At 45.1% G+C, this 23,592-nt stretch carries 17 protein-coding genes; 2 read left to right on the forward strand and 15 right to left on the reverse strand.

What is annotated here, in order from left to right; translation table 11 throughout:
- Positions 1–127: 127 nt before the first annotated feature.
- From B5G11_RS16530 to B5G11_RS10320, 10 genes are all read right to left on the reverse strand, one after another.
- Positions 128–289 carry a hypothetical protein gene (locus B5G11_RS16530; RefSeq protein WP_087253381.1) on the reverse strand — a complete coding sequence of 54 codons (162 nt, stop codon included), beginning with the start codon at positions 287–289 and terminating at the stop codon, positions 128–130.
- Positions 290–303: 14 nt separating this feature from the next.
- Positions 304–3,018 (reverse strand): magnesium-translocating P-type ATPase, encoded by a 2,715-nt coding sequence (gene mgtA, locus B5G11_RS10280; RefSeq protein ID WP_087253383.1) that lies wholly within the window; start codon positions 3,016–3,018, stop codon positions 304–306.
- 174 nt (positions 3,019–3,192) lie between these two features.
- Positions 3,193–3,693 carry a winged helix-turn-helix domain-containing protein gene (locus B5G11_RS10285; protein WP_087253385.1) on the reverse strand — a complete coding sequence of 167 codons (501 nt, stop codon included), beginning with the start codon at positions 3,691–3,693 and terminating at the stop codon, positions 3,193–3,195.
- A gap of 14 nt (positions 3,694–3,707) precedes the next feature.
- The gene (gene mgtA, locus B5G11_RS10290) at positions 3,708–6,362 is read right to left on the reverse strand and encodes a magnesium-translocating P-type ATPase (protein ID WP_087253386.1); all 2,655 of its coding nucleotides are present in this window, start codon (positions 6,360–6,362) and stop codon (positions 3,708–3,710) included.
- A gap of 158 nt (positions 6,363–6,520) precedes the next feature.
- Positions 6,521–10,240 (reverse strand): FtsX-like permease family protein, encoded by a 3,720-nt coding sequence (locus tag B5G11_RS10295; protein ID WP_087253388.1) that lies wholly within the window; start codon positions 10,238–10,240, stop codon positions 6,521–6,523.
- Between the two features lie 33 nt (positions 10,241–10,273).
- Positions 10,274–10,639, reverse strand: coding sequence for a winged helix-turn-helix domain-containing protein (locus B5G11_RS10300; RefSeq protein ID WP_087253391.1), 366 nt, complete (start codon positions 10,637–10,639; stop codon positions 10,274–10,276).
- Positions 10,636–11,727, reverse strand: a complete 1,092-nt coding sequence (locus tag B5G11_RS10305) for an RES family NAD+ phosphorylase (RefSeq protein ID WP_087253392.1) — start codon at positions 11,725–11,727, stop codon at positions 10,636–10,638. Before B5G11_RS10305 ends, B5G11_RS10300 begins: the two co-directional genes overlap by 4 nt.
- A 3-nt stretch (positions 11,728–11,730) precedes the next feature.
- Entirely contained in the window at positions 11,731–12,654 is a 924-nt protein-coding gene (locus B5G11_RS10310; RefSeq protein WP_144289687.1) for a sce7725 family protein, read from the reverse strand.
- Between the two features lies 1 nt (position 12,655).
- Positions 12,656–13,516, reverse strand: a complete 861-nt coding sequence (locus B5G11_RS10315) for a sce7726 family protein (protein WP_087253396.1) — start codon at positions 13,514–13,516, stop codon at positions 12,656–12,658.
- A 58-nt stretch (positions 13,517–13,574) separates the two neighbouring features.
- Positions 13,575–14,279, reverse strand: coding sequence for an ABC transporter ATP-binding protein (locus B5G11_RS10320; protein ID WP_087167677.1), 705 nt, complete (start codon positions 14,277–14,279; stop codon positions 13,575–13,577).
- Between the two features lie 99 nt (positions 14,280–14,378).
- On the opposite strand from B5G11_RS10320, the gene B5G11_RS10325 reads away from it, so the two are divergent.
- Both B5G11_RS10325 and B5G11_RS10330 read left to right on the forward strand, forming a co-directional pair.
- Entirely contained in the window at positions 14,379–14,876 is a 498-nt protein-coding gene (locus B5G11_RS10325) for a GNAT family N-acetyltransferase (protein ID WP_087167678.1), read from the forward strand.
- Positions 14,877–14,913: 37 nt separating this feature from the next.
- Positions 14,914–16,041, forward strand: a complete 1,128-nt coding sequence (locus tag B5G11_RS10330) for a DUF362 domain-containing protein (RefSeq protein ID WP_087167738.1) — start codon at positions 14,914–14,916, stop codon at positions 16,039–16,041.
- A gap of 90 nt (positions 16,042–16,131) precedes the next feature.
- On the opposite strand, the gene B5G11_RS10335 is transcribed toward B5G11_RS10330, so the two are convergent.
- From B5G11_RS10335 to B5G11_RS10355, 5 genes are all read right to left on the reverse strand, one after another.
- Positions 16,132–17,067: an SPFH domain-containing protein gene (locus B5G11_RS10335; protein ID WP_087167739.1), complete on the reverse strand. Its 936-nt coding sequence runs from the start codon at positions 17,065–17,067 to the stop codon at positions 16,132–16,134.
- 22 nt (positions 17,068–17,089) lie between these two features.
- Positions 17,090–17,548 carry an NfeD family protein gene (locus B5G11_RS10340; RefSeq protein WP_330620393.1) on the reverse strand — a complete coding sequence of 153 codons (459 nt, stop codon included), beginning with the start codon at positions 17,546–17,548 and terminating at the stop codon, positions 17,090–17,092.
- 153 nt (positions 17,549–17,701) lie between these two features.
- Positions 17,702–19,060, reverse strand: coding sequence for an MATE family efflux transporter (locus tag B5G11_RS10345; protein ID WP_242959032.1), 1,359 nt, complete (start codon positions 19,058–19,060; stop codon positions 17,702–17,704).
- Between the two features lie 15 nt (positions 19,061–19,075).
- Complete coding sequence (locus B5G11_RS10350) at positions 19,076–20,641, reverse strand: ClC family H(+)/Cl(-) exchange transporter (protein ID WP_087253398.1); 1,566 nt, start codon at positions 20,639–20,641, stop codon at positions 19,076–19,078.
- Between the two features lie 163 nt (positions 20,642–20,804).
- A complete protein-coding gene (locus B5G11_RS10355; RefSeq protein ID WP_162610151.1) occupies positions 20,805–23,582 on the reverse strand; it encodes an insulinase family protein in 2,778 nt (925 codons plus the stop codon).
- Positions 23,583–23,592: the final 10 nt, after the last annotated feature.

Below are 23,592 nucleotides of genomic sequence, written 5' to 3' on the forward strand. Positions count from 1 at the left end.
TTATAATGAAATAAAAAATATTTCACAGAGTAAAAAACTCTGTGAATTTTCCCATTAGAAAAGTACTGCTGTCCTGTAATGATATCTGATCATTCATGGACAGCAGTACTTTTCCTGTTTACAATTATCACTTTTCACTTCCATCTTTTTTTGGTTTCATCCCCCAGAATACAAGATTCATTGCCAGTACAATCAGAAGAACTGCAGATATAGATACCCAGAATCCCATATCCACTCCAAACAGACTGGTAGTTCCAAATAGTTTTATCCAGATTGTTGACCATTTCATTGTTCGCGCCCTCCTTATAATAATTCTCCATAATGCCTTACATATGCTTTTTTCAGACTGGTAGCCAGTGCCATATAAAGCAGAGTACACGGGATCAGAAAAGCAAAATAGCTTAATGGCAGAGGTGCAAATCCAAGTATTGTGCCAAGCGGGGTAAACGGAATCAGGGTAAGCACGGTTATACCTGCACAAGTCAGGAGCGTCAAAGGTGCAGACGCATGGCTCTGCACAAAAGGCAGTTTTGGTGTGCGGATCATATGGATAACCAGTGTCTGGCTCCACATGGATTCTATGAACCATCCCGCCTGAAACATGGCTGTATACATGGACTGCAGCCGGATAAGTTCTTCCCCCTGAAAATGTGACGGCAGATCATTATAAAGAATGCCTCCCGAGACGAAGACCGGGCAGAACACAAAATACAGGAAAATGTAAGTTAGAAAATCAAAAACAGAACTTGTAGGACCAATCCAAATCATAAAGTTTCCAACGGACGATGCATCCCATCGCCTTGGTTCAAGCAGAAATTCTTCGTCAACATTGTCCCAGGGAATTGCCGTGCATGAAAGGTCGTAGATCAGATTCAGAAAAATCAGCTGTACACTCATCATTGGCAGAAACGGAAGCAATGCTGATGCCGCCAGTACTGAAAACATGTTCCCGAAATTGGAGGAAGCGGTCATTTTAATATATTTAAGCATGTTGGCATAGGTTTTCCTTCCTTCAATAATGCCTTCTTCCAATACCATCAGATCTTTTTCCAGAAGAATAATATCTGCGGATTCCTTTGCAACATCAACAGCGGTATCCACCGAAATTCCGATATCCGCCGACTTCATTGCGGCTGCATCGTTAACGCCGTCTCCCATAAATCCTACCGTATGGCCTTTTTCGCGCAGTACCCTGACTACCCTGACTTTCTGCTCCGGTGTCAGCTTTGCGAATACATCTGTGTATTCAGCCTCTTCCGCCAGTTTTTCATCAGTCATAGTTTCCAGATCTGTTCCTAAAAGCATTCCCCGGACTTTCAGTCCTACCTGTCTGCATATTGTGCGTGTTACTTTCTCGTTGTCACCTGTCAGTATTTTTGTGGCAACCCCGTACCGTTTTAGTGCCTGAATCGCTTCCATCGTAGACTCTTTCGGCGGATCCAGGAAGGCCAGATACCCCATCATGACCATATCGCATTCGTCCTGTGCCCCAAAAACTCCAACCGGAGACGGATTGCTTTTCTGAGAAACCACCAGAACACGAAATCCTTTTTCATTTAATCCATCTACCGTGTTTATTATTTTCTCCCTGATTTCTCCTGTCAGCGGCACTACTTCTCCGTCATATTCTGCATAAGCACAGATGGAAAGCATTTCTTCCACTGCTCCTTTAGTTACCATCTGTATTTTCCCGTTTTTGTCCTGTACCAGCGTAGATAACCTTCGTCTTGTAAAATCAAACGGGATTTCATCTACTTTAATATAGTTTTCAGACAAATCTGTCAGCTGCGGATTTTCTGCCTCTTCCTGCTCGGTTTTATGGATAATCGCCAGATCCATCAGATTTTTATACCCTGTCTGAAAATAACTGTTCAGATATGCGTGCCGCAATACGCGCATGTCTTCTTTTCCGCTGACATTCAGGTGATATTCCAGCACGACTTTATCCTGTGTCAGTGTTCCGGTTTTATCTGTACAAAGGATGTCCACAGCGCCGAAATTCTGAATCGAATTCAGGTTTTTAACAATGGTTTTCTTTTTGCTCATGGAGACTGCTCCTTTGGCAAGACATGTCGTTACAATCATCGGAAGCATTTCCGGTGTCAGCCCGACTGCAATGGAAATCCCGAAAAGAAAAGCTTCCAGCCAGTCCCCTTTTGTAACTCCGTTAAAAATAAAGACAAGCGGAACCATAATGAGCATGAATCGGATCAAGACCCACGAAACTGCATTTACGCCTTTCGTAAAGCTTGTCTCGGCCGGCTCTTCGGCCATGGAAGCCGCCATGGATCCAAACAGCGTATGGTCCCCGGTACAGATCACAACCGCGGTTCCGCTTCCTGACACTACATTGCTTCCCATAAATGCTATATTACTGTACTCTGTGACTGCGTTTTCTTCAGCCTGAACCGCAACTGCCAGCTTTTCAACCGGCTCACTTTCTCCGGTCAGTCCGGACTGGCTGACAAAAAGATCTTTTGCGTCAAGTATCCGGACATCTGCCGGAACCATGTCTCCTACTGATAAATGTACGATATCTCCCACTACAAGATCGTCCATCGGTATTTCTTCTGTTCCGTGTTCTTTTCGGGTCACCGTACAGGTAGTTGTAATCATTTCCAGAAGTTTTTCTGCTGCATTCCCGCTTCTTGATTCCTGTACAAACCGGAGTGTGCCTGATACAGCTACCATAACAAGAATGATAGCGACAGTAAGGCAGTCAAAATCCTCCGGAGTATGGCCAAGTATGGAAAAATACGGCAGTATCATGTCCGTCACCGTGGATACGGCCGCAAGACAGAGCAAAATTGCGGTAAACGGGTTGATGAATGCCCCGGCCATCCGTTTCGGCAATGATTTTTTCTTTTCATGAGTGACTTTATTTGTTCCATAGCGTGAACGGTTTTCCATGACCGTTTCCGGATCAAGCCCGCGCAGGCTTGTATTCAGTTCTTTCAAAATAACTTTTACCGGGCCCTCCGCAGCTGTCCGGACAGTCAGTTTTCTTTCTTTGAGCATGTTTTTATCTCCTTCCTTTTCATTTGTTCAACGGCAGATACCTCCTTTCATTTTGAGTATAGAAAAAACGCAGAAAAAATCACATGGTTAAATCCTTGCGATTTTCTTGCGTTTACAGTAAGAAACACCCTTTCCGGCCGAATGATCTTCAGCCGTGAAAGGGTGTTTCTGCAGTTATATCCGGTCATTAAATTTATATCCGATTCCCCAGATGGTCAGAATATATTCCGGTGCATCCGGATTTGGCTCGATTTTTTTCCTCAGTTTCCTTATGAACGCCATGATGTTGCTGTCATCCAGCATATATTCTCCTTCCCACACTGCCTTGTAAATCTGCTCTTTTGTAAATATTTCTCCCCTGTTGCGGGCCAGAAACCAGAGAATATCAAATTCTTTCGGGGTAAGCGGGATTTCCGCCCCTTCCCGGATGACTTTCCGAAATCTTGGATCAATGGAGAGTGCGCCGCAGACGAGTAAATGGTTTGACTGTAAAACCGGTGTTTCTGTTTCATCCAGCTCCAGCATAAGAGAATCAACGGCACCATTTAGCAGATCCTCCAGTCCTTCCTGAAAATCCTGAGCTGCCATTCCTCCTTGCGAGGATATGCGTAACTTTTCATAAATCCATTTTGCAGTGGAGGAATCCAGACTGATTAAACCGATTTTCTTTTTCATTCTGCTTCCTCCTTTTAAAATAATTCTTTATATTTGCGGACATAAATCCCTTTGGCAACAGTTACAACAAAAAGATATAAAATCACAACCCCGACCAGAAAGCCAAAATAGGAAACCGGCATCGCCATCATTCCAATTATCTTTCCAAGCGGTGTGAAAGTTAAAACAGTAAAGAAGAGAATTCCAACTGTTGTAACGAACATCACCGGGCCGGAAGGCCTGCTCTGCAGCATCGGTATTCTTCTTGTCCGGAGCAGATGAAGAATCAGCACCTGAGTCCACATGGATTCCAGAAACCATCCGGTCTGGAAAAGCATAATAAACTGTGTCTGTGCCGCAGTTTCCGTAAGCTGCGCAAATTCTCCCCCGCACAGGGCCGGACAAAAAATGAAATACAGGAACAAAAATGTAATCACATCAAAGAAGGAACTGACCGGGCCGAAAAATTTCATAAACCGTCCCAGCGTCCGTCCTGACCATTCCAGTGGCCTGGAGCATGCATCCTGGTCGACGTGATCCCATGGAAGGACAAGGCACAGTGTATCATACAGCAGATTCAGCAAAAGGAGCTGCACAGATGTAATCGGCAGAAACGGAAGTACAACACTTGCAATTACTATTGAAAAAATATTTCCGAAATTGGATGAGGCTGTAATCCGTATGTATTTGGTCATATTGGAAAAGGCTTTTCTTCCTTCCAGTATCCCTTCCTCCAGCACGTTGAGATCCTTTTTCAGAAGAATGACATCCGCGCCTTCTTTTACCGCCTCTGCTGCCGTATCCACCGAAATTCCCACATCGGATTCCACCATGGCGGGCAGATCATTCATTCCATCTCCTAAATATCCTACTGTATGCCCGTTTGCCTGCAGTGTTTCAACAATCTCCGCTTTCTGTTTTGGAGACAGCTCCGCAAAAACCATTGTGTTCTCAATCTGCATGATCTGTTTTTCTTCACTCATAGCGTCCAGCTCTGCTCCGGTAAGTATCTGACTTGTGTCAATTCCCAGACGATGACAGACTGATGCCGCAACGCTTTTTTGATCTCCTGTTAATACACGGATTCCGACCTGAAGGGCTTTCAGCTTCCCGATCGCATCCGCCGCCGTCTTCTTCGGAGCATCAAAAAAGGCAAGATAGCCGATCAGTATCAGGTCTGTTTCATCTTCTTTTGTCAGATTATTCTTTTTCACAGGCTTGTAGGCTACTGCCAGAACTTTCATCCCGTCTTCGAGTATCTCATCTACAACCGCATGGACATCGAAACTATTTTCGGGTTTCTTTTCTCTTTTTTCTCCTTTATACTCCACATATCTGCAGCGGCTGCACACTTCTTCAATACTGCCTTTTACAATCAGGAGGTTGTTTTCTTCTCCGCCTACCAGAATACTTGCGATCTTCCGCTCATAGTCGAACGGAATCTCATCCAGTTTGGCTTTCTGCTCTGCAGCCCTGCCGAGTTGTTCACCAAGCCCCGGCATTTCTCTGTATTTCAAAACCGCTGTGTCAAGGTGATTCCGGACTCCTGTATGATAAAGGCTGTTCAGATAGGAAAGTTCGAGTACCCGTTCACTTTCATTCCCAAGGATATCCATATAGTATTCCAGCAAAATTATATCTCCCGTCAACGTTCCGGTTTTGTCGACGCAAAGTACGTCCATGCTTCCAAATCCCTGCATGGCATTAATGTTTTTTACTACTGTCTGCTTTTTCCCCATAGAAGCACTCCCTTTTGCAAGGCAGGCATTAATAACCATGGGAAGCATTTCCGGGGTAAGACCTACTGCTACGGACAGGGCGAACAGAAATGCAGCCGCCCAGTTTCCTTTTGTAAGGCCGCATGCAACAAATACAATTGGAATGAGGACTCCCATAAACCGAAGCAGTACCCGGGCAATAGAAGCAGCTCCCTGGTCAAACTTGTTTTTCCGCTGCGATATCATTCCCGAAAAGCCGCCGTACACTGTATCCGGCCCGACAGCCAGCACAATCCCTTCTCCGGATCCGCCCATTACCGCCGAGCCCATCCATGCAATATTTTTATAATCGCTGTAAGTGCAGCTGTCCTGTATACTGATTTTCCCCGATGTTTTTTCCAGCACGGCACTTTCTCCTGTAATGACAGACTGTGAAAGAAACAAGTCTGCTGTTTTTGTGAGACGGATGTCTGCCGGAATCCGGTCTCCGGCGAAAATGCGTACCTGATCTCCAACTGTCAGCTCGGAGGATGAAAGTTCTGTCCATTTTCCTTCTCTAAGCACAGTCACGGTAGAATGCAGAAGGCTGACCAGGTGATCCGCCACCTTTTTTGATTTCATTTCCTGAATAAAACGTATCATTCCACTGACAACAAGCATGCAGAAAATAATCGGTGAAGCTGTCACATTGCGGCTGAAGCTTTCGACCTGCAGCATATCTGTAATAAACGATACTACTGCAAGTGCCAGCAGTACCGTTGTAAACGGATTGATAAACGCCCTGCGCAGGCGGTAGAATATCGTGTCGGACGCGCGGCCGGAAATCAGGTTGCTTCCGTACTTTTCTCTGCTTTTCTCTGCCTGCCTTTCCGTATAACCTGTGTCCTTGATGTTCAGATCACAATAAAGCACTTCTTTTTCCTGTTGTGCGTAATACATTACTCTTTTATGGATCGAGCCGCCATGCTTCATCTTTTCACCTCCTGAGAATTTCTTCCATTATATCATGCAGGCCTGTCTATATGTATGTGGAAATCCTTGCTTTTTTCTTGCTTCTGTTTCACTCTTTTCTCAAAAAGAACTCCTTTCACGATCAGCCTTTCTCATGCCTCTCATGAAAGGAGTTCTTTTTATTCCACACTCTTCAGTGATTCCACCATATCAATCTTCTTCAGTTTATAATACATTACCCAGTTGACAAACAGGGAGAATGCCGTGGTGAACAGTGCGCTGTAGAGATAACTCTGCCAGTTAACCACTCTTCCGAACATAACCGCGTCCACTTCCACAGTCGTGATGACAAACCGGTGAAGAAGTGCCCCGAGCACGATGCCGACCGCGATACTGAATATTGTCAGCATAATGTTTTCCCTGTAAACATAGGAACTGACTTCCATATCATAAAATCCGAGTACTTTCAGGGTCGCAAGCTCCCTGCGGCGTTCTGTGATATTGATATTGTTCAGATTGTACAATACCACAAAGGCAAGCAGTCCCGCGGAAACAATCAGTACCACGATAACAAGATTCAGGCTTTGCAGCATCGTATTTAACTGATCCTCAATACTGTTTGTATAGGTGACATTCAACACGCCGTCATACTTCAACAGTTCTTCTCCCGTCTGTGACAGTTCCCGGGTGGACGCATCCTTCAGATCAAAAAGAATGCTGTTGTATTCCGGTGCTTTTCCGTACAGTTCCTGATAAAGTTCCGGCGACATATAGACGTAGTGCTCCATATAGTTTTCGCAGACCGCCGTGACGGTTACTTCTTTTTCCGATCCGTCCGCGCCGAGATAGATGGTATCTCCGCTGGAAACATCCAATGTATTGGCCATTTTTTCTGTCAGAATAACACCTTCATCCTGAATATGGTAGACCTCTCCTGTCGTCCGGCTTCGGAAGTTCATAAAGTCTTCGATCGCGTCTTTGTCCTCCGGTACGCACAGGTAAACGTCCTCTGTGCTTCCGTCAATGGATACGGACACCGGTTCTCTGGTCATCTCCATCTCAATGTAACGGTCCATCTTATTCATTCCATCCATGGCATCCTGAATCTGCTGAATCTGATCCTCTGTCACACTGCTGCTCAGATAAATCATGCCATCATAGACCTGAATCTCCTGATACTGGATGGTTCCAATGCACATGATCGAATCCCGGATACCGAATCCGACTACCATCAGCGCCATACAGCCGCCGATTCCGGCGATTGTCATGAAAAACCGCTTCTTATAACGGAAGAGATTCCGGATTGCGGATTTCCATGTAAAGTTCAAATGTTTCCAGATCAAAGTCACTCGTTCCAGAAGAATCCGCTTTCCTTCTTTCGGAGAAGGCGGCCTCATCAGTTCCGCCGGCTGTGCCGCCAGTTCTTTATAACATGCATAGAACGTGGCAAGCAGCGTACATGCCAGTGCCGCTCCCGTTGCCATCACCGCATAGCTCCACTGATAAGGGATCACAATGTGCGGCAGATGGGTATACATAATCTGGTATGAATAAAGAATGACATATGGAAATAGTTTTTCTCCGATCAGTACTCCGAATATACTGCCGCCCATCGTCGCAAGAAATGCGTACATCATGTATTTTCCTGCAATGGCTCCTTTTCCGTACCCAAGCGCTTTTAATGTACCGATCTGGGTTCGTTCTTCCTCCACCATCCTTGTCATGGTTGTCAGACTGATCAGAGCCGCCACAAGGAAGAAGAGTTCCGGGAACACTTCTCCGATAGCACGCATCCGGTCTGCGTTTTCGCCGTAGCTTGTGTATTCTGCCAGAACGTCTCTGTCATTGACATACCATTCCTGATCTTCGATCTCATCTACCTCTGCTTTCGCATCGTCGATCTTTATCTGAGCATCCGCCAGTTCTTTCTCGGCGTCTGCTTTCTGTGTTTCGTATTCTTTCCGACCGGACTCCAGTTCGGCCCGTCCGTCTGCAAGTTCGGCTTCTGCCTGTGCCAGACTTGTCTCCTGCTCCGTAATCGTATTTTTTGCAGCCTCAATCCGGGATCTTCCGCTTGCAATCTGAGATGCCGCCGAAGAAAGTTCGGACTCGGAAGCACGGATCTTTGCTTCGGCAGCGGCAATCTGCTCATCTCCTGACGCAAACCTGGCCTCTGTCGCCTGCTTTGCACTTGCAAGTGCCGCTTTTCCTTCTTCCAGCGCCTTTACGCCGGCTTCCCACTGAGCCTTCCGTGTAGACAGCTCCTCTCTTGCTGCGGCTGCCTGTTCCTGAAAGACTGCTTCCTGTTCCGAAAGGGTCTGATCCGCCTGTTCCAGTTCGCTCTGTGACGCCGCAAGATCTGTCCGCTGTGTCTCGATCTCCTGCAGCGCTTCCTGCGCTTGAGCTTTCTTTGCCTCCAGCTCAGTTCTTGCATTCGCAAGGACACTGTTTCCGCTTTCCCACTGGCCTTTCAGTTCCGAAAGCTTTGCCTTCATCTCTTCTGTAACAGAGTCCGGATCCGATGCTATCGTCGCTTCCAGTTCGTCGATCTGTGCCTGCAGTGCATCCAGCTCCTGCTGTTTCTGACTGATCTCCTGCTCCGCCTGAGCAAGTCCGGAGTTGATTTCCTCTTCCTGCTGATTCAATGCCTCAAGTCCGGCTGCAAGCTCTGCTTTTTTCTGATCCATCTCTTCTCTTGCCGAAGTCAGCTCTGCTTCCTGAGCGGCAAGTTCCTGCTCGGCCGCATCGATCTGCTGTTTGGCCGAATCCAGCTGGCCCTGGGAATTTGCAATCTCTTCCTCCTGCTTTGCGAACTCTGCCTGAGCCTGACTTTTTCCGGATGCAAGAGCTTCCTTCTGACTTGCCAGTGCAGTTTTTCCGGACTGTAACTCAGCCGCTCCGCTCTGATACTGAGCCTCGGCATTCTGCAGGGTCTTCTCCTGACTGCTGATCTCTGCCTTGCCGGATTCCAGTGCTGCCTTGCCATCGTCAATCTGCTTCTGTCCGTCCGTAATCTGCTGCTCGGCATCCTGTAATTCCTGTTCTGCCTTTGCGAGCTCCTCATCTGCTTCTTTTTTCGCATCATCCAGCTCACTCTGGGAATCCGCGATTTCCTGAAGTGCCTCCGCTTTGATCTCCTCCGTCCTGCGGACGCACTCCACATCAGCAATATCTTCCACCCGCTTTTTGACTTCCGCGATCAGATCATCGTACCCGTCTGTGTAGCAGGTTTCGGCTTCTGCTCCGTCTACAAGAAGATAAATTTCCGTATATACATCCAGTACGAAAGCCTCCGGTGCCACCACCGCAAAGGCGGAGACTTCACCGTTTCCGATCAGGGAGCTTCCTCTTTCAATGGAGATGTATTCCGGGCTGCTGCCTGCTCCCACTATCGTAAGATCTTCCTTTTTCAGACTGTCTGTCAGCGGATCTTCCGTGCCGGAAGAGAGTTCAATCGTATCCCCGATCTCATAGCCGTTCGCCTCCATAAAGTCTTCATCAAGAACACACTCGGAATCCCCTTTTGGCATTCTTCCTTCGGATACTGTCGTCTGATTGACCGTGTCATAGGAAGATGCAATATGTATGACTTCTTCATTTTCACCCACTTTGCAAAGGGCATCAACACTGTATCCGCCCTCCGCCGACCGGATTCCCTCTACTTCGGACAGCGCCTTCACATCGTCATCCGTAAGCCCCAGGCTCCCCTGTACTTTCAGATCCATAAGGTTTGTCTCATCGTAATATCTGTCTCCGGAAACCCGCATATCCGGTTCCGAGGCACGGATTCCGGAAAAGAACGAAACTCCCAGAGCGACAATCAGAAAGATCGAAAGGAAACGGCCCGGACTTTTTCTGATCGACATCCAGAACTCTTTTCTTAATGCCGTCTTTTTCATATTATCACCGCCATTCGAACTCGATTCGTTAAATTATATTACTTTCCAATGTCCAAAACGCTTTCCACCTTCACGAACAATCTTCCCCTGTTCAGAAAGCTTCTTCATTGCTCGCTGTACGGATGCTATGGATCGACCTGTTTTTGCAGCTATTTGCTTTTGGCTCAGCCTGTTATTCTCGGTCAAAAATTGGATTATCTGATTTTGCAAAACATCTTTTAAAACATCATTCAAAACATCATTTTGATGTTTTGGATTTTTTTCATCCTTATTATTCTGCTCATCTTTCCATGTCTCCCGGAGATTCCTGTAAAACACAACGACAAAATCGTCTTTTGAATAGTAAAGGACTCCTGTAAACGCTTTTTTCTTTAAATTTCTTGTAGAAACTATTATCATATAACATGTTTGCGATAATCAATCATATCTATTCTATAAATCTGCGTATCGACACATTCACATAAATCAGGATCAAATAAGGCAAGATTATACCCATCACTATGCATTACACTTTTATACTCTATACCAGCATATTCAGCAGCACCATCATTACGAATAATACTCTTGACAAAATCGGTAATATATTGCGTTGGAACATAGTCCAAAGCACTATCACTTCTCCTCATAATTTTACCCATTTCGTCATTTATCTTATTTAAATGCTCCTTATTAATCGCATACTCTAAACAATCTATCCCTTCTATAAATGGACTGATTTGATTAATTTCCTTTAAATCAACAACAATAATGTCCTTCTTTAATTTAAATGTACCAACCGTTACATAATCATACGCTCCAGCTCTCGTCTCATGGATCGTAGTTTCAGGACTATCGCCTAAGTACAAACACCTGATTCCTCTTGCATTTGCCCTACCATCCGTAGTTAATTTTTTTGGAGGCGCCCCCATTTCATTAGACGGAATCCCTTCTTCCGTCGATATCCTGCATCTATAAAACAACTCACCTGCCTTATAGGGTTTACGAATGTATGAACAAAATCTTTCCAACAGATTTAAATCCACATAATGAGTGTGAAAACGATTCTTTGTTTTTATCGCATTTACAAAATCATCCCAAGAATTAGTAACTAAAAGAGAATGTTTTGATAAATAGTCTTGGTCATATAATTCCTGAATACCAACTGGATGATCAAATAGTTCTGCGTTATACTTATATTTTTCCTTGCATATCGCTGTTATTATATTATACACATCAGACTCGCTCTTTTTATTAAAAATATTCCAGTTATTAATTAAATCACTCTTTAATAAACGAGTATCTGATTTTGGATATGACTCTGGCAGCAAAGAAACTGGTGTATATATACTTATCAATTCATCAAACATCATACTCAGATCTTCATATTTATCCGTATCATATATATGTACATTTTTACATTTACACAGTGGGCAGTCCCCAATCTCTGCTTTGTTCCGGATAACAGAAATAACTTCTGTATCGCAAAAACATTTTTCGCAAATTATCATAAGCTACTCCTTATCCAAATATCTTCCTATTAGTTCCAAATGATGCATAATAGATAATTTTTTCACTGTTCCTAATCCCGGATAAGCCTCTCGACGATATAAATCTTCGAATTCTTTCATTGCCGCAGTATCAAGTTGCTCTTCTTCGTTCCATACCACTAATTTCGACAATGCTTCTTGAAATTTCCCAGCTGGGTCACTTATATCATCATTCGAATCAGACACAAAATGTCTTACACGTAAACTATTATCTGAATCAAAATATACGATATGTATTGCAACTGCATAAGGTGCAAATCCAGTTTCATTATATTCCTTGCCAACCACAGAATAATCTGCAAAACCAATATACCCATCTTCTAAATAGTATAAATGATCTTCCGAAAAAGGCTCATCATCAACTTCAATATAATCATTATTTCTGGGCATCTTATTGAATCTATCCGCCAAAATCACTCTGTTTTTTCTTATTTTTCTTCTAAATCCACTTTCATCCGGTATTAAATTATACTTAACATCTGCTAAAGCAAAGTATTCTTCATAAGTAGAAATTGCATCTTTATCGTCACAAATCGTTCCCATATTGTTTGAATATTTATCAATAAATTTGTCGGGTTTTGAATTTGGCCTTAATAAATTCATAAAAAGAATATTGCTATTTTCTGTTAAACATGCAGACAAACTTTCTTTTAACTGCTGATTTTTCTTTTCTTCAGCATCAATAATAAAGCTGCCCACCTTAGGGTTAGTAATAATGGCTAACTGCTTATTATTCTCCTTATATGTTTCTATAGTTTTGACTAGCGTAGAAGATAACTTTACAGGTTCAATAATTGGCGTTATTTTACTGCTCAAAACATCTTTCTCTACCAGTTCACGCAATGCGATTAATTCAAATTGTCGTCCTCTCAAATAAGGGAAATACATACTACGCACCTCCATATTGACGTTCTAAGAAAATTTCAAGTTTCTGATAATCATCATATGTAAATTCCATAAAATACACCAAAAACTTTAATTCATAAGGGATCTTAACAAATTCCTCTTTTTCTAGTTGCATTCTCTTTTTCAATATTCGCAAAACTTGTAAATATGACTCTTCTATGGGTATCTGCAAAAACATTTTTTTACAAGTAGAATAATATTGGAACTGTGTAACTTCTGGCAAATAACCATATTGCTGTGCAATTATATATTCATATTCACTTTTTCTTAATAACTTAAAAATAATTTCCTTGTCCAAATCACCTGTGTATTTTTGAGGCTTTCGAACTGTACCTAACTTTCCATTTTTTCTTAATACATAAATACCTACCGGTCTATCAATATTATCCAATACTTTTTTCAACTGTTTCAGATTCTTTTCATAAGTGACCACAGCCACATGCTCAAACGCTTTATAATAGTCATCTATCTGAGACTCTAATCTTTCCAGATTATCCAATTCCGTTTTTATCTCATATACAACGGCTTTCCCATTTATTAATATAAAATCTGCTTTAGATTTTGCAATGGCAATTTCCGTTAAGGCTGTTGTCGTATTAACACTGTGCACACCTAAAAGTAATTTGTTCAACAAAGTATTCTTATAAAAATATTCATTCCGATAATTATTTTGTAATTCACAATATATTTCACTTATTAGTTCCCGGTTGTTTTTTTGGTCGGCATTACTTATATAACGTCTTACTACTGACGAATAGGCATTATCTACTTTTCCTTCTATAAAGTGGCGAAGCATATTGCGGGTAAATATTCTATTCAAATTACTTATTTTATTTGTGTTCATCATCTTCGCCTCCTTTCATATCTCGTCTTTATGATTTTCCTAAGATTTAAATTTACATCTACCACTCAATCGTCTCCACAGGAACCGGATGTTCGTTCCTGATCATCTTTGATACTTTTCCATTTTTAATATGAATGACCCTGTCCGCCATCGGCGTAATGGCCGAGTTGTGCGTAATCAGGATCACAGTCACACCCTTCTCCCGGCAGGTATCCTGCAAAAGTTTTAAAATTGCTTTCCCTGTATTATAGTCAAGCGCTCCCGTCGGCTCATCGCAGAGCAGAATCTTCGGATTCTTCGCCAGCGCTCTTGCAATGGAGACTCGCTGCTGCTCACCCCCTGAAAGCTGCGCCGGGAAATTCTTCATGCGGTCGCCCAGTCCGACTTCCCGCAGCACTTCCGCAGCGTCCAGCGGATCCTTGCAGATCTGAAGCGCAAGTTCTACATTTTCCAGTGCGGTCAGGTTCTGAATGAGGTTGTAAAACTGAAATACAAATCCGATATCATCCCTCCGGTAGCCGGTCAGCCGCCGGGCTTTAAATTTCGTGATGTCTGTCCCGTCAATCCACACTTCCCCGCTGGTGGCCGTATCCATCCCGCCCAGAATGTTGAGAACAGTCGTCTTTCCGGCGCCGCTCGGCCCTACAATTACCGCAAATTCACCTTTTTCTATCTCGAAATCAATGCCGTCCACAGCACGGATTTCCACTTCTCCCATTTTATAAATTTTCCGTACATCTTTTAATGTTACAAAGCTTGTCATGTGCTGTCTGTCACCTCTAATTTTATCTTGCATCAAATTCTTACTATCTTTATAATAACAGATAAGGGATTGAAAAAACAGCCCGAAGGAGGAATTTTTATGGGAACATTCAGAATGGAACAGGCTGTGACCGATGTCGCTCTGGACAAGATCGCGGCGCTTGCAAATGAAATCTGGCACGAGCATTTTGTCCCGATCATCGGCCTTGAGCAGGTCAACTACATGGTCGGCAGGTTCCAGTCTTATCCGGCCCTGAAAGACCAGGTGAAAGACGGATATGAATATTATCGGATCTTCTGTGACGATGCGTTTGCAGGCTATGCGGGGATTCATCCGGAGAAGGATGCTCTGTTCCTGAGCAAGCTTTATCTTCACAAGGATTTCCGGGGACAGCATCTTGCCACACAGGCTGTGGATTTCTTAAAGAACTACTGCCGTGAGAAAGGGCTTAAAAAGATCTGGCTGACCTGCAACAAGTACAACAGCCATACACTGGACGTTTATCATCATCTTGGTTTTCACGATGTCCGCTCTGAAGTAACCGACATCGGAAACGGTTTTGTGATGGATGATTATATTCTGGAAATGGAAATTTAATTTGAGAGGAAACTATATTTTGGAGGGATACAAAAACATGGAAAAAGCAAAAGTATATTTTTCAGATCTCCGGGCTCTTCCTGGAACAAATCTTCCAGGCAAGCTGAAAAAACTGATCAGAAAAGCCGGCATCGGGGAGATTGATTTTGAGAAGAAAATGACAGCCATCAAGATCCACTTTGGCGAGCCGGGCAATCTTTCCTACCTTCGCCCGAACTGGGCAAAAGCTGTTGCTGATGTCGTAAAGGAGCTTGGCGGACGTCCGTTTCTGACAGACTGCAACACCTTATACGTAGGACGCAGAAAAGATGCTCTGGAGCATATCGAAAGTGCCTACGAAAATGGATTTACCCCGTTTTCTACCGGATGTCAGGTCATCATCGCCGACGGACTGAAAGGTACGGACGAGACCTATGTACCTGTGGAGGGCGGTGAGCTTGTGAAAGATGCGAAGATCGGAACTGCCATTATGGATGCGGACGTCTTCATTTCTCTGAATCATTTCAAGGGACATGAGGCAACCGGATTTGGCGGTGCCCTCAAAAATATCGGAATGGGATGCGGTTCCCGTGCCGGAAAGATGGAGATGCACAACAGCGGGAAACCTTCTGTCGATCAGGAACGCTGTGTAGGCTGCCGGACCTGTGCAAAGAACTGTGCCCACGGAGCGATTTCTTTTGATGAAAACCGTCGTGCCTCCATTGACCACAGCAGATGTGTCGGATGCGGCCGTTGCCTCGGATCCTGCAATTTTGATGCCATCTACAACGAGAATTCTTCCGCGGTGAAGGAACTTGATATGAAAATCGCCGAGTATTCCAAGGCAGTTCTGGATGGACGCCCGAATTTCCATATCAATCTGGTGATCGACATTTCCCCGTACTGCGACTGCCACGGTGAAAACGATGTGCCGATCCTTCCGGATATCGGAATGTTCGCAAGCTTCGACCCGGTTGCGCTGGATCAGGCCTGCGTGGACGCATGCAATGCACAGAATCCGCTTCCTGGAAGTCTTCTTGATGACCGGATGCATGAGGATGGCTTCTGTGACCACCACGATCATTTCGTCAACACAACCCCGGAAGCCGGATGGGAAGATTGTCTCTCCCACGCTGAGAAAATCGGCCTCGGCACCAGATCCTATGAATTAATCACAGTAAAATAACTTCAGAAAGCAAATCAGAGGCCCGGAGTTTTTCCGGACCTCTGTTTCATTTCTACTTTCTATTCTACGCTGCCAGTGCTGGCTTCTCGATTACTCGCCGACTGTTTTCTCTGTCTCCCCGACTTCTACAAGGGATTTCACAAGACCTGCCACTCCCTGAATTTCGGATGGAATGATGATCTTCGTCGCCCTGCCGTCTGCGGCCTTTTCAAATGCTTCCAGACTCTTTAATGTCAGGACTGCCTCATCGACGCCGGCTTCCTTCAGGAAACGGAGACCGTCTGCGTTAGCCTTCTGGACTTTCAGGATCGCTTCCGCTTCACCTTCTGCCTCTTTGATCATCTTCTCTTTTTCTGCCTCTGCATGAAGGATAGCCGCCTGCTTATCCGCCTCCGCGTTTAAGATTGCGGACTCCTTATTTCCTTCTGCCACAAGAATCGTAGATTTCTTCTCACCCTCTGCACGAAGGATGGCCTCTCTTCTTTCACGTTCCGCTTTCATCTGCTTTTCCATCGCATCCCGGATCGCTGCCGGAGGAATGATATTTTTCAGTTCCACACGGTTCACCTTGATCCCCCACGGGTCTGTAGCGAGATCAAGTTCTGAGCGCATTTTCGTGTTGATTGTCTCTCTGGATGTCAGTGTCTGGTCCAGCTCCAGATCTCCGATGATATTTCGAAGCGTCGTAGCAGTCAGATTTTCAATCGCCATGATCGGATTTGCCACTCCGTAGCAGAACAGCTTCGGATCCGTGATCTGATAAAAGACAACCGTATCAATCTGCATGGTAACGTTATCTTTCGTGATTACCGCCTGCGGCTCAAAATCAACCACCTGTTCTTTTAAATCAATCCGTCTTGCCACACGCTCAATGATCGGAATCTTAAAATGGATTCCAACGCCCCAGGTCGCCTGATATGCGCCGAGACGCTCGACCACAAGTGCCTGTGCCTGATGTACGATCTTAATGCAGGAGATCAGAATCAGCACAATCAGAATCAGTAAAATAATCCCAAGAATACTCATAATCGTGGATGCATTCATCATATTACTTTTCCTCCTTTTCCCTCACAATCAGCTTCACGCCCTCGATCTTCTCGACAACCGCATACTTTCCAGCTTCAATTGTCCCGTCATCTTTCACGCTTCTTGCGGTCCACTCCTGTCCGTCATAGACCGCTGCCCCCGTCTGGTCTGTGTTGCTGATACGCTGTGTCACTTTGACTGTTTTCCCAATCAGACTTTCGTAGTTGGTCTTTTCCCGGTTTCTGTTGACATACCTGAGGGCCCACGGCCTTGTAAAAATCAGCAGGACGATGGAAACGGCCAGAAATATGCCGGTCTGCCATCCGATCCCGGCACCTGTCAAAGACAGGAGAAATGCCGCCGCCGATCCCGCCGCAAACCAGATTGTCGTCAGTCCCACGGTAATCAGTTCGATCACCAGAAGAATCACAACAAGCAAAAGCCAGATAATCCTCATTGTTTCCGGTGTCAGAGCGTCCACATGTCACACCTCCTTACGTCAGATATCCTTCCGGATCCGGAAAGACAGAGATGGTTCTTTTTCAAAACTTTCTCCTCTTTTTCTGATTTTTTTAACTATTTCGATTTATTATCAGTTTACTAGAGTTCCTGCTGTTTTGCAACCAGAAACAGATCATTCTCCTCTTTTTCCCAGTTTTCTGTAGACAGTCACATACATGGTGGCGAAACATGCCACACCTCCGATCAGATTGGAAACCGGCTCTGCAAGGAATACACCGTTTACACCAAGCCCTCCGATCATCGGGAGGCAGATGGTAAGCGGAATGACAATAATCGCCTTTCTGAGCAGGGAAAAGAACACCGCCTGCTTCGATTTTCCAAGTGCTACAAAAGTGGACTGGCCGGTAAACTGAAGTGCCATCAGAAAGATTCCGAAAAAATATATCCGAAACGCGCCCACCCCTGCTTCAAGCAGCTCCGGTTCACTGTTGAACAGATGAATAAAAAACTGTGGTACGGCAAACAGAACCGCCCAGACCGCGCAGGTAAATACGATACAGCTCGTACCCATAAAACGGATGGCTTTCTTTACTCTTTCGTATTCCCCCGCTCCATAGTTGAATCCGATCACCGGCTGTGCGCCGTTGGTCAGGCCGTTCACCGGCATGGTAATAATTTCCCGGACAGAATTGATTACCGTCATGACTCCGACGTACAGATCCCCTCCATACCGGGAGAGCATAGCATTGCAGACGATCTGTACCGAACCGTTCGTCACCGACATGACAAACCCGGAAAGTCCAAGTCCTGTAATTTCCCGGATCAGTTTCCCCTCCAGTCTCATATCTTTTTTATTCAGCCGGAAAAGAACATGATTCCCTCTCAGAAACCAGAACACGTAGGCTGCCGACACTCCCTGGGAAATTACGGTCGCCGCCGCCGCTCCGTATACGCCCATATGAAATCCGAAAATAAAAACCGGATCCAGCACGATATTCAGGACTGCACCGATCAAAACAGTGAGCATTCCCATCTTTCCAAAGCCCTGGGCGTTGATAAAGTTGTTCATACCAAGACTGATCATCACAAACAGTGTCCCTGTCAGATAAACGGAAAGATACGCCTGTGCATACGGATAGGTCTGGTCGCTGGCACCGAAAAGGTAAAGCATCGGTCTCATGGTGAGATAGCAGAACGCCATCAGGATCACGCCTGTCATCAAAAGCAGCGTAAAGGAATTCCCCATAATTTTCTCAGCCCGTTTTACGTCTCCCGCTCCTCTTGCAATCGAACAAAGCGGAGCACCTCCCATGCCGAACAGATTGGAAAATGCTGTAATCATCGTAATAACCGGAAGCGCAAGCCCGATCCCGGTCAGCGCCTCTGTCGACGCATCCGGAAGATGTCCGATATAAATCCTGTCTACCACACTGTAAAGCACGTTGACAAGCTGGGCCACTGTCATAGGGACAGCCAGACTCCATATATTCTTTGCCACGCTTCCTTTACTGAAATCATTTTTTGTATCCAAATTTCATCGCCTCTTTTACTCGTTTCTGCACAACTGCTTCATCTGGTCACACACTTCGCCGTTGTGCGCTTCGTCGGTCATTGTGATAATAACATCCCCGGTCTGAATCTTTGTTTTTCCTTTCGGGATCAGTTCTTTCTCACCCCGCCGGATCGATACAAGCAGGCACGCTTTTGGCCAGCTGACCTCTTTTACCATGCATCCGGCAACAGGAGAACCTTCTGCCACCGCATAATAATCCAGTACCTTTTCTCCTCCTTCTTCCAGCATCTGCCCGTTTTGCCCTTTCAGAAGTCCTGCAAGAAGACTTTCATAAATCGGCTCTGACTTTAACATCATGGCCGTTATGTATGCAATGACCGTGACAACAGACAGGGAAAGCATCTGGCTCAACGATCCTGTCAGCTCAAAAATCAGAATGATTCCGGTCATCGGGGCGCGTACCACCGCCGTAAAAAATCCCGCCATTGCAAGCAGAATGAAATTGTTGATATATTCTGCCGGAACGCCGAACATTTCATTGCATACTGTCCCGAAAACGCATCCTGCAAACGCGCCGAGCACCAGCATCGGGAAAAAGATCCCGCCCGGGACCCCGGAGCCGAAACTGACTGCTGAAAATAAAAACCTTAAAACGAACAGCACAATCAACGTCTGCAGCACCATTCTCTCATGCGTCATCGTATCGATCAGGCTGTGTCCGTTTCCCAGAATCTCCGGTACCGTAAATCCGAGAATCCCGGCAGCCAGGAACGGGAACACCGCTTTCCCGACCGGGCCCGGAAAGGAGACCTTCTTGTAGAGGCTCTGGACTTTCAAAGTAAACCAGTTATAAAACACACCGAAGACGCCTAAAACCAGCCCCATGATGATGAGCAGTCCATAGTATTTCTGCGGCAAATTCCCTGCAATGTCAAACTGAAACACCGGATCCATCCCCAGAACATGAGAGGTCATATAGTCGGCAACAACCGCCGAGGTCATGGCAGAAATGAACACCGGAGCCGTGAAATTTTTATGAATCTCTTCCATGGTAAACATCACGCCTGCAAGAGGTGCCTGAAACGCCGCCGCCATTCCCGCACTGGCGCCGCAGGTCAAAAGAAATTTTTCTTCCGTCTTTCCGCGTTTTAACACACGGGAAATCCCTTTCCCCGCCATAGCTCCAAGCTGAATGGACGGGCCTTCCCGACCAAGGGCAAGTCCGCCGAACATTCCCAGAAAGCCGCCCAGAAATTTCGCCGGAAGAATCCGGTACCACCGCTGTTCCAGCTTTCCTTCCATCTCACCTTTTAACTGCGGGATACCGCTGCCCGAAATCATCGGCTCCCACCGGACCAGAAGCCCGGTCACAACCGCCATCAGAAGAAGCGCTCCGATCCAGAGCGCCGACCGGAGCGGATCTCCTTTGCACATCTCCAAAATCTGACGCATCCATGTCCCCGCATAGTTCAGGCAGATCCGGTACAAAAGCACAATGCCTCCGGCAACGGCTCCCACCAGAATTCCTTCCCCGATCATAATAACCGGGAAATCCGCAGATCTGCGAATCGTATAAGATATATCTTTCTTTTCTCTCATCGTTTCACCCATTTCTTTAGATCAATTCTCTCACAGTTTTCAGTATAGCACAAAAGCAGGGAAGCCGGTCATTTGATTTTGACCGGCTTCTTCCATGATTCGGTGAATTTCTCCCAGATATTCTTATTCTCCTTCTCCATCTTTATCATTTCTCTATTAAGATTTACTCCATCAATACTGTTACATTGTCAAATTGGTCGGCTGTCTCTTCAATCTTCGCTCTGTTTCCAAGAACACAGACAATTCCCTCTTTGGCAAAGCTCTCCATCGTCTGATACCTGTTTTTCAAATCTTCTTCCGATGCTTTTAACATCCCTTCTCTGATCTTTGCTCTGGTCTGTGGCTCTTCCTGCCTCAGATACCAGGAATCCATTCGTTTTGCCTGTACATATGTTTTAGAAGTCCGGTCATATCCGGCAACTGCACCAATCTTATAATTCAGAAGTTCCTGCTCTCCTAATTCAAGATTTTTCAACCACCCTGAAGCGCTTTGGAAGACTTCTATCGTCCTTTTTACGTTCGGATCTCGATAGGAGCTCATAATCCAGCTTTGATTTGGGAGTACAGACATCCGGCATCCGTAGGCCCCTCCTTCAGCGCGGATTTTGGCCCACAGATAATCAAAGCTCACCATTCTGCCAAGAAGATAATCCTCACCGGTATATTCCCCGATTCCTCCAAGCGCAACATAGGATACCTCCGACGGAATAATGAATGCCTCTGATTTCCCGGGAAGCAATTTATCCTGATACCACCCGGGATCCCCTTTTCTTTCACTACCGACGAACCTCGAAGCTGCTATCAACTTACGGAAACCGGTATAAGATTTCTCTGTGCCTGTAAAGCTCATCACCAGATTAGACTTACTGCAAAGCTTCTTCTGAATTTTCTTAAGCTCCCGGATAATCTGCCCCTGATCCACGTCAAAGTTCTTTAGAAGTTTTCCCAAGAACTGATAATAGCGAATTCCGTTATAACGTTCCCTTGCCGCTCCTTCCGGCATATAGTGTGCTGCCACGCGGCCAGATGCATAACTGTCTCCGCTGGTAACAAATCCCCTCTCCAGTTCCATCCGGCTCTGCCTGATCCTTTTCAGAATAATCTCCGGATGCTCCAGAATGGTGTCATACAGCAACTCTTCTCCCAGTTTTACCGCTCTTGGAAGATTCTGTTCCAGACAGCTTACATCCATCACAAATTTAAGCCTGACATGCCGGATATCATCTGCATTGGTGTACGCTTCCAGATAAGTCCTTACATTTCCAAGCCACATATTTTTCTCAATCACTAATTCTTCCAGACTGTGTATTCTTGTAGGAAGACTTCCCAGAAGTTCGGAAAACAGCTTGGCATAAGGAACTTCCTCCGGTTCCAGCTCACTGATATCAAAATAGCAGCTTTGATATGCCACTCCTTTTGAAGGGATCTCCTGCTTCAGATATGTAATCCCCTCCTCTTCCTCTACCCTTGTAAGCGGCTCCTCTTTCTTTTGAAACAGGTCATCCACAGACAGCGCCGGCAGATCTTCTGTCTCTTCTTTTTGCTTCTTCTCTTCGACCTTTTCAAGAGGTTCCAGAAAAACCTCTGCCTCATAATCATTTTCCAGGAAGGTTTCTCTTAGAAGTGCTTCAAAGTATCTTTCCTTTACAAGAGTCCTCATCTTTCTGTATGTTTCTTCAAATTCTATCATCTCGCAAGGTCCGGTTCCCTGTGCCCATCCTCCGGCAATATCCAGTACACATTCTATTCCCTCCGGCTGGTTTCCGCCTTTTTCCCTCATCCAAAATTCCAGACGGTTAATTGCCGAAATCAATACTTCTTCTTTGATTCCTTCTCTGCAAAGTCTGTCCGCCTGTTCCTTGATAACCGTTTTCAACTGGCCGGCAGTTTCTTTGTCCGTATTCTTTATTTTAATGGCAAGATAGGGTTGTCTGATACCATCCATAATAAAATACTGAATTTCCGGGATTCCAAGACTCTGAATAAGCCCTTTTTTCATCGGTGCTTCGTCTTCCCCCATAATCGCCTGCATAAGAATATAGACTGCATTCATACGTTCCCGGTTGTCAAAATCTCCCAGACTATAGGTGCATGACGCAAACACCCCCTGATCACCGAACTTATCCTTGTCATACAGCTTTTTTCGGATTCCCTTTACAGGTTTCTGTCTCATGACCGGCTTCGCAGGTTCTGAGCGTTTCATTTTTCCCAGATAAGCTTTATCAATATACTCAAACAGTTGTTCCGTATTCATTCTTCCATATAGAACAATACAGCAGTTGGACGCATTATAAAACGTCCTGTAATATTCCAGAAATTCCTCATAAGATAGAGCAGGAATCGTATCCGGAAATCCTCCGGATACAAAACGGTAAGCCGTTTCCGGAAACATTGCTTTAGATATTTCATCCTCTAATATGTTGTCCAGGGATGAAAAGACACCTTTCATCTCATTATAAACAACGCCATTAATCTCCGGAGTTTTTCCGTCTTCGCACTGAAAATGCCAGCCCTCCTGTTCAAAGATCTCTTTATCCGTAAGAACATTCGGACAAAATACCGCGTTTAAATAAACATCCGCCAGATTCATAAAATCCTTTTCATTCTCTGTACAAAAGGGATATACTGTATGATCCGGATACGTAATTGCATTTACGAATTCTGCCATGGAATGTTTCATCAGATTGACGAACGTATCTTTATCCGGATATTTGCGGGAACCGTTCAGCACAGAATGCTCCAGAATATGAAAAACTCCCGTGCTGTCCTTTGGTATGGTCCGAAATCCAATCAAAAAGCTCTTTTTAACGTCCTGATTGTCTATGACGATAACCTGCGCCCCGGTTGACAGGTGCTCCATCTGAATAATATCTCCCTCAACCTCCCGCACATACTTCTTTTCTTTAACTTCAAATCCATAGATTTTTTCCCCGATTTCCATATCCATTCCC

The sequence above is a fragment of the Drancourtella sp. An57 genome (assembly GCF_002161525.1).
Lineage (GTDB): Bacteria > Bacillota > Clostridia > Lachnospirales > Lachnospiraceae > Sellimonas > Sellimonas catena.